12 protein-coding genes are annotated in these 10,792 nt (G+C 65.5%); 4 read left to right on the forward strand and 8 right to left on the reverse strand.

The features are described from left to right. Positions 1-310: 310 nt before the first annotated feature. On the reverse strand, positions 311-481 hold the full coding sequence (locus BST13_RS39250) for a hypothetical protein (RefSeq protein ID WP_158087272.1): 171 nt from the start codon (positions 479-481) through the stop codon (positions 311-313). 198 nt (positions 482-679) lie between these two features. Beyond that, entirely contained in the window at positions 680-1,177 is a 498-nt protein-coding gene (locus BST13_RS37790) for a DUF5994 family protein (protein ID WP_083171280.1), read from the reverse strand. Positions 1,178-1,743: 566 nt separating this feature from the next. Here BST13_RS37790 and BST13_RS37795 point away from each other — a divergent pair. Both BST13_RS37795 and BST13_RS37800 read left to right on the forward strand, forming a co-directional pair. Further along, positions 1,744-2,199 (forward strand): DUF5994 family protein, encoded by a 456-nt coding sequence (locus tag BST13_RS37795; RefSeq protein ID WP_083171282.1) that lies wholly within the window; start codon positions 1,744-1,746, stop codon positions 2,197-2,199. A gap of 83 nt (positions 2,200-2,282) precedes the next feature. Continuing rightward, positions 2,283-2,486, forward strand: a complete 204-nt coding sequence (locus tag BST13_RS37800; protein WP_083171284.1) for a cold-shock protein — start codon at positions 2,283-2,285, stop codon at positions 2,484-2,486. 379 nt (positions 2,487-2,865) lie between these two features. Here the strand turns inward: BST13_RS37800 and BST13_RS37805 are convergent, their stop codons facing one another. Beyond that, positions 2,866-3,396 carry a hypothetical protein gene (locus BST13_RS37805; RefSeq protein WP_142282952.1) on the reverse strand — a complete coding sequence of 177 codons (531 nt, stop codon included), beginning with the start codon at positions 3,394-3,396 and terminating at the stop codon, positions 2,866-2,868. A gap of 227 nt (positions 3,397-3,623) precedes the next feature. Continuing rightward, on the reverse strand, positions 3,624-3,992 hold the full coding sequence (locus BST13_RS37810) for a hypothetical protein (protein ID WP_083171288.1): 369 nt from the start codon (positions 3,990-3,992) through the stop codon (positions 3,624-3,626). Between the two features lie 590 nt (positions 3,993-4,582). Here BST13_RS37810 and BST13_RS37815 point away from each other — a divergent pair. Both BST13_RS37815 and phoU read left to right on the forward strand, forming a co-directional pair. Then, positions 4,583-4,993 (forward strand): hypothetical protein, encoded by a 411-nt coding sequence (locus BST13_RS37815; RefSeq protein WP_245839976.1) that lies wholly within the window; start codon positions 4,583-4,585, stop codon positions 4,991-4,993. Positions 4,994-5,161: 168 nt separating this feature from the next. Next, entirely contained in the window at positions 5,162-5,806 is a 645-nt protein-coding gene (phoU, locus tag BST13_RS37820; RefSeq protein WP_083171296.1) for a phosphate signaling complex protein PhoU, read from the forward strand. Between the two features lie 189 nt (positions 5,807-5,995). On the opposite strand, the gene BST13_RS37825 is transcribed toward phoU, so the two are convergent. The 4 genes from BST13_RS37825 to BST13_RS37840 form a co-directional block, all read right to left on the reverse strand. Continuing rightward, entirely contained in the window at positions 5,996-6,844 is an 849-nt protein-coding gene (locus tag BST13_RS37825) for a TniQ family protein (RefSeq protein ID WP_083171290.1), read from the reverse strand. A 6-nt stretch (positions 6,845-6,850) separates the two neighbouring features. Further along, the gene (locus BST13_RS37830) at positions 6,851-7,879 is read right to left on the reverse strand and encodes a TniB family NTP-binding protein (RefSeq protein WP_425437108.1); all 1,029 of its coding nucleotides are present in this window, start codon (positions 7,877-7,879) and stop codon (positions 6,851-6,853) included. Further along, the gene (locus BST13_RS37835; protein WP_245839978.1) at positions 7,876-9,888 is read right to left on the reverse strand and encodes a Mu transposase C-terminal domain-containing protein; all 2,013 of its coding nucleotides are present in this window, start codon (positions 9,886-9,888) and stop codon (positions 7,876-7,878) included. The genes BST13_RS37830 and BST13_RS37835 overlap by 4 nt, the downstream gene beginning before the upstream one ends. 68 nt (positions 9,889-9,956) lie before the next feature. Next, positions 9,957-10,697, reverse strand: coding sequence for a TnsA-like heteromeric transposase endonuclease subunit (locus BST13_RS37840; RefSeq protein WP_083171294.1), 741 nt, complete (start codon positions 10,695-10,697; stop codon positions 9,957-9,959). Positions 10,698-10,792 lie beyond the last annotated feature (95 nt).

The raw sequence follows: 10,792 nt of genomic DNA on the forward strand, positions 1-10,792 counted from the left end.
GTTGTCCATTCTCATTGAATGTGGGGCACGATTACGCCGCTGACTTGCGATGCCCCAGATTGAGTGAGAATTTCGGTCGCGCGTATTCTCATCGAATCTGGGGCATGCCGGGCTAGTTTGGCCGGGCATTTCCGTGGTGTCGATCGAGTCGCGATGGTTTCCACGGCTACGTCCATGCTGTATGTGAGGTGAAGCCCTTCAGGTCGGATTGCGGGTGGCGATGACGTGTAAGGCTGCGCTGTCGATCGGCGTTCTCCCCGCTCCAGGGTTGTGGGCTGTGGTTGCGGTCTCGTGCCGCGTTAACCCAGTGCTAACCCGTCGGGCCGTCCGGTGCGGTGGGCATCGCGGTCGGTATCGGGGTGATCGCAGCGACGTTGGTGTGCCAGTCGGTTATCACGGCAACGGTCGACGAATCGTGCTCGGCGGCGGATTCGGTCGCTCGCCCAACGGCCGTCGGCGGCGCGGCTCGCTGTGGGCTCACCAGATGTCAGGAAGTGTCCTATCGCCGAGCACAGCATTGTCACCGACATCCGAGCCCCACTGGTGCGGCAGCCGAAACGACGGTTGTCATCGGTATCGTGGACGTGTCATTGTCCGACCTCGCGTATTCCTCAGTCTCCAGTACACGTCCGCTGCCGCGGCGCTGTCAACGCCCCATCGGCATGGCAGCGGTTTGGGCTCAGCTTTCGACCACGACGCGGCGAATCGGGCGCGCCCATCTGGCGGATTCGGCCAACGCGGCGTCCACCACCGCGTCGGCGGTCGCAAACAGCGATGTGTTGCGATCGGCATTGGCGATCGGCAGCACCGCAGCGCAGCGCATGACCAGAGACCCCAGCTGCAACGATGTTCTTGGCGGCACCACCAGCAATGTGACGTCGGCGCTGTGGCCGCCGACCCTGATCAGGTGCGGGCGTTTGCGTCGTGTCGCGGTGCCGCACCTGCCATCGGCCACCATCGCGCTCAGATCGAGTTGCCCTTCGGTCTCCGACCAATTCAGACGGATCTCGATGATCTCGCCCAGCGACTGCTGCAGGGCGGCAACCAGATTCGGCAGCTCAGCGGCCAAGGCCGCGGAATGGGGCCACCACGCCCCGTCGATGTCGGCGCCGAGTTGCTCTGCCAACGCGACCCGCACCGGTCGTGCTGAGCGTCGCGGGCCGTCCAAACCGTTCACGGTGTCGCCGTGCCGGGCGTCGGCTGCCTATCGGTATCGTCTGAAAAAACCAGGACCTGAACCGGTGGCGCAACCCTGGCATCGCCGAGGATGTCAACCGGCGGACATGAATGAGAAAACACCAGGTACGACTCCATGAAACCTGCTCCTAGCTCGGGTGCGGGCCGGGCCCGCACACGCTGATAGATCACCCACTCGGTGCATGATCTGCAGGCTGATCGCGTCGACAATGAGAAGATCCGCGGGGTTCTACCCGCCGGGCTGCCCCGCTGAGAGATGTGACGCCTACCTGCACCAAACTACACCCACCCCTTGATGGGTTCTTTCCGTTCGTCAATGTCGACACCACGATCGGACGGCCCTGCGAGCAGGTGGATGACCGGAAGCGGCCCGTTAGCCGAAGAGCTAATGCGCTGGCTTGCGGGCACGGTTGCCAATCCGCACTACCGAGGACCACCGCGTAGACTTGGGGTCATCGGCGGTACTTCGTCGCGTGACTGGTCAAAGTCATGCCGTCGCCGATTCGAACAAGGTGATCGGTTCACGGTCAAGGCGGGAGCGTCACGATGACGCCGCAATACCACCACACGATCCAGCAGCAACGCACATCACCGGAGCGCACACCACGATTGCGGTTGAAGCCCAAAGCGTCCCACAGTGGTTATGTCGACGGGGCGTGGTGGCCGCACACCAGTGACCTCGGCGCAGAACTGCCGGACCTGTTGGCCGTCCTGTCCGTTCGCCTCGGACCGATCGAGCGTGTGTTGTACAACGTCGGCGAATGGTCGACGGCTCCCACCAAGCTGGCCACCGGTGGACGGCGAGTCCGCCTCGATGGATACCAGCGCCAGCCGGTCAACACCATCGAAGTCGTCGGACTCGACCGCGACAGGATCATTCTCCTGACGGTGCCCGCTCAGACGGATCCGGCCGATGCCCATGGCGCACTGATGAACGCTGCGCGACCCGACAACCGTTCGACGGTGGCCGACATCCTGGCCTCGGCCCAGCACACCGAGTAGCCAACAATGAACAGTATCCCGAGGGTGTCAACAGAATTGGATGCACCGACGTGTGTTCATCGAGAAACAGAAGTGGTGACAGCATGACCGAAGGAACCGTGAAGTGGTTTAACGACGACAAGGGCTTCGGCTTCATCACCCAGGATGGCGGTGCGCCAGACGTGTTCGTTCACCACACCGATATCCAGAGCGGCAGCCCAAGGCCGCTGCAGGTGAACCAGCGGGTGAAGTTCGAAGTCGCTCAGGGTGCCAAAGGGCCCCGGGCTGTGGATGTTACGGTCCTCTGACGCCTCAGAGCAGGGGCCTGGGCCGCAAGCTCAGTGCGTCTTGGGATGCAGGAGGCCCCAACCGATATGCCGGGTCGGACACGTTCTTCGGCTTCGCTGCAATAGAATTCCGCAGCGGCTCTGACCCGGCAACGCTCCCGGAAATGAGGCGTGGTTCTCTGTCATGCGTTCGGTAGGCCCCGTAGGACTCGGCGCCGGGAAGACCGGGGGTGGTGCGGCCGGGCCCCGGGGGCTGGGATCCGTTGTTGCACTGGGGCAATGGCGAGTCCGACAGATGGACGGCGTTCAGCAATGGCCGCCGGCTCGGCCATCACGATGCTGTCGGGCACCGCACGCAGGGATACCCCGACAATAGCGTCTCGGGCGTCACTGCGTGACGCTATGCCGGTGACCGTTGCTCGTCGAGGTCGGGATCGCTCACCTGCGCGCGCACGCAGTGCGCTTCGGCCAGCGCCACCCCGAGACCCACCAGCAGCATCCATATCACTGGATCGGTGTTGTGACCGGCGACGTGTTTGCCGAACGCTGGGCCGGTGAGCTCGATGTGCACATGACCACGATCGGTGTCGTCGACCATTGCGCTGAGCGTGGCCGCACCCGGACCCACCCGGTAGTGCGCGAGGCACCGTTGGTGGTCATCGGAGCCGTCGGTGCTGAGCACGGTGTAGCCGCGGTCGGCCAGGTGCGCGATGACCGCCGACAGCGCCTCGTCGGCCAGCTCCGCGACGGAGACGTTGCAGTCCGGCGTTGGCTGCAGCGACACGCTAATCATCGGCGGGCGTCCTTCGAGTACCGAGTCGTGGGCATCACATTGATGGTCCTCGGCCATCACGAACAGCACAAGCAGGCTTGCCACGCCGGACCCGTCCGCAAACGACACCGGCACTTCGCTGGTGTCGGTCGCGTTCACGTGGGTCAGCGCGTCGTCATCGAACTTGCGTACCTCGCCGCACCATCGATGTTGGCCTCGACCAGCAGATCCGCCCTGCGCAGCCGGCCAAGTCACCGTTTGCTGAGCACCGGGCACCCGTGCCGTGCCCGTCAGGCGAGCCCGCGGTCCGGGCGTCGCCGGTCTGCACGGCCCGCGCAGCGCCTGGTGCTCGTCGTTGGTGAGTCGTGTGAGGGTGGTGTCGCACACTAGATTTCGGCTGCGCGTCGACGGTCGCGCCCCGCGGCGGCGTGATGCTGCGCGGCGGCACCGCGGTGCTGATCGACGGCGGCATCGTGCACCCACCACTGACCGAGATTTTGTCCTCGTGCGTAGGTGTGCGCGGTGACAGCCCGGTCGTGCATGTGAGCGATCCGCTCGTGGCACGCGGCAACCCGCGCGCACGCCTCTCGGGCCCACTGGGCTGCCTCAACAGCGCGCTGGTGGGCCTCGGTGGCGTGCTGGCGGGCCAACCCGCCATGGCGGCGTCGCACCGCAACGTCCGCGGTGAACGAGGTGGGCGTCCGCGTCGGTGCCGCAACCCGCTCACCGGTGACATCCGCGCCAGAAGGCTCCATCACGTCGACTGTAGGCCCCCACGCTCAGGCCGGTGCTCCGGCACCCGGGTATCTGGGGTTAACCCAGGGTTAACCCTGGTCGCACCGCTGGCCAGGCCGGGCATAGCCGAGGCCAACCACGGGCACGGGCGACGGTTCGAGGGCCAATGCCAGTGGGAACACCCGGCACAGCGGCGGGGTCGCCGGTCGTGCATGGGGCCCGTCGTCAGGCGTCACCGGAGAAACGACCTCGGGTTAAGCAGTCAGCACGGTTTCTGTGGCGTCGCTCTGGTTGCCGCGCCGTCCAAGAGTCCATGGTTCCCGCGCACCGACCAAGCGAGGATGAACCGGCAACACGGCCGTCGCTACGCGCGGGGCCGCGGTGCACACCGGCAAATCCGCGACGAAGAACTGCAGCCGAGGCGGTGCCGGGGCGTCTAGGCTCGGTGTTAGCTGAGGGCGGGCAACTCCATCGTCGACAGCGCGTTCAACCTGCAGACGGAGCTTTCTGCGCCGCATGTCGTCGAGGGAATCCCGATTCGACGCGGTTCGGAGTCAGCGGCACGAAGGCCACTACTACTGCGGAGCAGGTGCCCAGATCAATGATTTGCATGACATTGCGGGTGACTTCGGCGTCGAGGATCTCTGTGGAGCAGCTGTGGGGCACGGCGCTGCCGGCGGTGCTCGGCGAACTGATCGCATGTGGTTATGCCGTTGCGGGCTCGAGTTCGGCTGATGTAGACGGTGGCGGCACGTTTGCGGCCCGGTATCGGGTTCTGCCGGGGCCGGCCACGCTTGTCGCCGACGTCGGCGGCCACGAGGACCGCGCTATTGAGTTCACGCTTACCGGTGCCGCGCTCGGCAAACGAGCCGCGGGCCAGGACGCCGATCGGGCGATCTGGACGCGATTGGTCGTTCTCGCAACGAAGCTCTACCAGGCGCACCGCGTCGATGCCCGCGTGATCGATCCCGACGTGGAGGATCCGCCCGGCCCGGGCGCCAGTCCAGAGCCTGTGTACTGAACCGGCGCAGCCGCAGTATCAGATGTGGGGCCGCATCGGCTCGTAGCCGGTGTCGAGTTGGCCAGAGTAGCCGCTCGATCGTCGTGATGTGGCGAGGGTGCGTTGAGGTGGTCGGGGTACCCGCACGTCACTGGGCGCTCCTCGGCTGGAAGCTCATTGTCAGTGTTTGTGCGCACCGTTTTTCACCAGCAACTCGACGACTTGAAGGCCGGGATGGCCGGGTTGTGCGACCTCACCGGAGCCGCGATGGCCGGTGCGACGGATGCGTTGCTGCAACCCAATCTGCAGGCCGCCGAAGAGATCATCGACCGTTACGGCGACATCACCGGCGAGTGCGCGCGGCTGGAAACCGATGCGTTCACCATCCTGGCCCGCCAAGCGCCGGTGGCCGGGGACCTGCGGGCGGTGGTCAGCGCCCTCAAAGACGTCGCCGACATCCAGCGCATGGCCGCACTGGCCACCCATATCGCCAGGATCGCGCGGCGCCGCCACCCCCACCTCGCCGTGCCCGCCGACGGCGTCTCCTATTTCGCCGAGATGGGCCGCATCGCGGTGCACGTCAGTGAGGACACCAAACACGTTGTGCTCTTAGGTGATCCCGAGCAAGCCGCGCGGCTGCGCGCCGATGACGAAGCGATGGACGACCTTCACAGGCATGTGTTCACCACGGTGATGGACCCGGCCTGGACGCACGGTACGGCCGCAGCGGTTGATGTGACACTGTTGAGCCGCTACTACGAACGTTTCGCCGACCACGCCGTCGAGGTCGCCAACCGCGTCATCTACCAAACCACCGGCGTCCGCAGCACCTGATTCCCACCCACACTGCCTGCCGGCACGAAGGCCCTGACACCGGCCCGCCCCGACAGGTAACCGCATTCACTGCCGGCCCACGCGATCGCGATGCCGCGTCGACCATGGACTTCTTGCCCCCACGCGTCCCGCACCCGCCGGGGCGCAGCTGGATGGTCCAACCTGCGGCTGAGCCTGTGCTGGCGGGCCTTATCCGGCATGGTCAGCGAGGCCGAGCAGTCGGGTAAGCGGCCCGGTCGGCCGGCGTAGCATCAGGCGCTGATCGGAAATCCATTGTTCCAGGGCGGGGCTGCTGCCGCAGCGTCCGGCGAACACCGTCGTGACCTGTCGACAGAGCTCGTCGAGGAGTCGATCGCTGGGTACGGAGCTGGTGGCGATGCGTCCTCGGTAGTTGGCGAGGACGGCCGCCAACGCGACGTGATCACCGTAGCTGGGCAGGTACTCGTCCACGGTGAGGTCGCGAAGATTCGGCACGGCGGTGATGGCGGCGCCTTCGCGCCACCAGCAGTTCAGGATGCGTCGGGCATCACGCATGGCGACGGTGGCGAACGCGGTGTGCTGGTGGGCTATTCGGGCATGCCGGCGCGCCGCGGCCAGCACTGCTGGGTGGTGGTCGAGTCCTCGTTGATCGGCCCACCGGTGAGCCGGGGCGCCGATCCATCGACGATGCCGAAAACACACCGTGCGGTGCTCGGGCAGCCAGCAATACACCGGCACGTCGATACCGCGGCGGGCCATGCACCATCGGCACGCGGGTCGCGACCTGCGCAGTTGTTCGGCGAAACCGTGGCCCCGGGTGAGACCTTTGAGCCGGATCTCCAGCAGATCCAGGGGGTAGCCGCTGGCGACCGCAAGCCAGTCCGACCGCGGGTGCTCGCTGCTCGGGGTGCCCGACAGATACAGGCGCAACACCTTCACCGGCAGGTGGTTGGCCTGGGCCAGTCGCATCGTGTAGGAATGCACGGTTTCGGCCTGCACCGGCCATACCCGGCGCGGCAACGGGTGTCGCGGTCCCTGCAGCCACGTGCGGTAAGCCATGATCGGTCAGCTGGCGGTGCGGGCCGCGGCGGTGTGCGCGGCGTAATCGATGAGCACGGTGTCCATCAGGGCCCGGGTGAGGTGCTCGGTGCCATCCAGCATGGCCTGGATGGCCGCGGCGCGGATTAGATGGGCCAGGCTGCCGATCATGCCGCCGGTACGCCGGTGCAGGTAGCGGGCCTCGCCGACCAGGGTTCCCGGCCGGTGGCGGTGCAGCCGCAAGGTGCCCTCCATCGCCGCGATGAGTTGGCGCCATTCTTTGGCGTCCGGGAATGCACTGGTGTGGATTACGCCGCAGCGTCCGGCAAGCTGACGTCCGCGGGTGCCGGTGAACAACCCGGAACGCTCCACGTCGATCCCGGCATAAACGAATGTGGCGGGCAGGTGTTCGGTGAAATATTTGAGATGGTCGGAAAGTTCTTCTCCGGCACGGGTATCCAGGTTGAGGTTGTGGATCTCATCGACCACGACGATGTCGGTGCGGGCGTCGATGAGCACCTGGCACACCGCATCGGAAATGTCGGTGACGTTCATCCGCGGATGCAGTGTCGGCAGGCCCAGGAACCGGGCGAATTCCATCGCGAGTTTGCGCGGTGAGCCTTTCGGCGGGGCAGTCACATACACCACCGGGATGCGGCTGTCATCGCCGGGAAAACGTGCCCGCGTGCGTAGTTCGTGGAATCTGCCCAGCTGTTTGATCGCCGTGGTCTTGCCGGTCGCCGCGGCACCGGAGATGATCAGGCCCCGCCGCGCGCCGATCTCACGCTGGTTGAGCAAGGTCAGCAGCCGGCCCTGATGGGTGATCGATTCGATCGCCGATGTCGTGACCACCACCAGCTCCGAGTGATGAGCCACCCGGGCCTCGTTGTAGCGGGTCCGGGCATCGTCGTCCAGCTCCGCCCAGGTGGTGTCAGCGAGCAGATTGAACTGGGGTGGATCGGCCTCAATGAAACGCCGCCAGCCCTCCAACGTGGTGGTGGGCTGGCGGCGGTCCTCTAACTGGTTGACGGCCGCGATCTGCGGTGTGGTGGTCACAGTCGCCACGATTGGGCCTCCTTGCGTGCATCGAATACCGGTAACGGGATCACTTCGGCCACCTCGTCATCGACGTCATCACCTGCAGCCGGCTTATCGTGGGGCGACGGCGGTACGCCGCCAGCGTCGTCGGGAGGTTGCCGCCACGTGGGGCTGGCAGCGACCGCCTTGGTGCGCCCGGTCACGCGACGCTCGTCTTGACTGCGGCCCTGCGGCCCGTGGGCGGCGCGGTCAAGCAGATCCTCAGCGATGGCCGCGATTTCGGCTTGTTGAGCCTGGCGGCCCTCACTTCGGCCGGCCTGGGCGTGGGCGTGGCGCCACAACGCATCGCCGAACGGCACCGGCGAGGATCGCAGATGAGTCCAGATCGCCGCGATCCAACCGTCCTCCCGGTGATGGTCGCGCACCCACACTCTCGACACGTCATAGGGGTCGAACCGCACTTCCCACTGCCCGCCATGCTCGTCAACACCGGAGTGTTGGCGACGGTAGGGTTTAAGGGCCTTGGCATCGTAGGTACGGTTGTTGATCCGTATCCCTGATTTCGTGATGGTCCGCCATTGCGCCGGCAGCAGTTCGATGAAGTCGTCAGCGGTCAACGGCACCGGCACGTATCCGGCGACTTCGACCAGGGCGGCGTACTTCTCGTTGGGGGTCAGTGCCTTACCCGGCGTCACCGGGTCCCGCAGTCCATCATGCGGGCGGTTCTGCCACACCGCCACGATCCACTCGTCAAGCAGCGCCTGCAGTTCCACCATGGACCACACCGCGCCCCGATCGGCGTTCTTGCCGCGCCGCTCCACCGACGAACCCACATAGCCGGCAACATATTGAGCAAACAGCGTGCCCACCGACTGCAGCGTGCGTTCCACCTTCGGCTTATCGGTCGGTGTATCCGGGTGGGCAGGTTGCAGATTGATCCCCAGCGAGCAGCAGGCGTGCCGGAACGTCTTCGACAGGAACGCTTTCCCGTGATCACACACGATCGTTTCCGGGGCGATCACCGGTCGCGCCGCCGCGTCGGCGAGCCGTTGGTCGACGCTGGTCATGGCGCGGTGCGGCAATACCGATCGCGACATTCGCAGCGCATCAGCCCAGCCGGGCCGCATTGGCTCCGGAGTCAACGCCCGCGCCAACAACAGGGACGCATCCACCGCTTTGGTGGTCGGCCGCAACACCGCGGCGGGGATACTGCGGGTAGCGTTATCGACCATCGCGGTCAACTCGACCCGGTCGATGAGTCCGTCATCGAGCACCACCCGCACGTCCAACGGAGTGGAATCAATCTCGACCATCTCCCCAGGCCGCACCACCGTCAGGAACCCGAACTGGTCAGCGGGCTGTTTGGACAACGACCGGCGGGTCCGCGCCGAGCCGAACGTGTGCCGCCCCTCGGCAAGACGCTTCACCAGCCGATAGAACGTCGGCTGCGACGGCATCGCCGGGGCATCATCGACACCGTAGGTCGCCACCAGCGCCTTGGCCACCTTGCGTTGCAGTCTTTGCACCGTGCCCGTCGACAGATTTGTCTCGCCCTCGATCGCCTCGCGCACCGCGACCACCACGCGCTCATCAACCCGGCCGAACACCAGCCGGCGCCGATTGTGACGCCCATCGACAACACCCACCAGACCGTCCTGCTCATAAGCGAATCGCCTGCGTTGCAGCGCGTTACGGCTCACATGATGACCCGCCGCACGCAGCTCGGTCAGCTTGGCCAACTCTCGCTGCCGCAACGAGTGCTTGGATGGGTCGAACTGGGGACGCGGCCGTGAACCCGGCGCGGCGCCCGGCGCCCGCCCGGTCAGCACCTCCAGAATGTGCCGCTCCCACCACCGGGCCTCTTCCACCGCCGCCTCCGGTAGTCCCGCCAGCGACTCTTCCGAACACAACGGCGGTCGCGACCCCGAGACCAGTTCCAATGCAGGATCCGCCAGCAACTGCGCCAACGGCACCACCGTATGCTCGCCGACGGCATCCACTAAACGGGCAGCGCCGCCCGACAACATCGCCACAGTGAAAACACCTGATGCTAAACGGATTTCGTCACCTTCGCGCACGACACCGGTTCTCATCATCACCATCCCGAGCCGGAACCGACTACCGTGTCATCAGACAACAGAGCTGCGGCAAGATCGACCTCCAACCGGCGATGCCACAACAGGTGGAATAACACGGGCAGCACCACAGGGGGAGCGCCTACCGCCACCACCCCCGACATCAACGGCCGGGCGCGGACAAACACCTCCAAGAGATCACCGGCTAACGCCGGGCGCAGCACCCGAGGGTGCCGATACCCCGACAACCACCGAAGATTGGCCCGCAGCACCGAATCCAACACACCCACCCGGCGGTACTCCCAGCCCACCGACTCACACACCGCCGCCGACCGGTCAAACTTCTGGCGATCCCCAGGCGAAATTCGGTCATCAGCACGAACATCAACAATCAACACCGACCCATCCCGGCGCCGCGCGAAATAATCCGGCACATGACGGATGCCATCGGCCCAGTAGAACCAAAAAGGCTGCGACACAACACCAACAACGTCCGGGTCAGCATCCAATGCCATCAGCTGATCACGCTCCAGCCACGACTCATGACCAACATGCGATTGTGTAGTGGCAAACCACCACAAACCCGGAAAACTGCGTTGCCCGCGATAAGACGGAAACCCCCGCACCGGCGCACACTGCAACTCGAACGAAAAACTCGCACACCGACTCAACGGAAGACGCAACCGCCCCTCACGGGCGTCGAACTCCACATCCACGACATCCGCACCGCTCGGCCGAGCCGACACCGCCGATGCCAGCACAAATCAACGGTAACGCCGTGCCCCAGATTCAATGAGAAAGACACGCGGTTGCCCCACATTCAATGAGAATGCCCCAACATCAATGAGAACGGTCA

The sequence above is a fragment of the Mycobacterium aquaticum genome, from assembly GCF_002086485.1.
GTDB lineage: Bacteria > Actinomycetota > Actinomycetes > Mycobacteriales > Mycobacteriaceae > Mycobacterium > Mycobacterium aquaticum.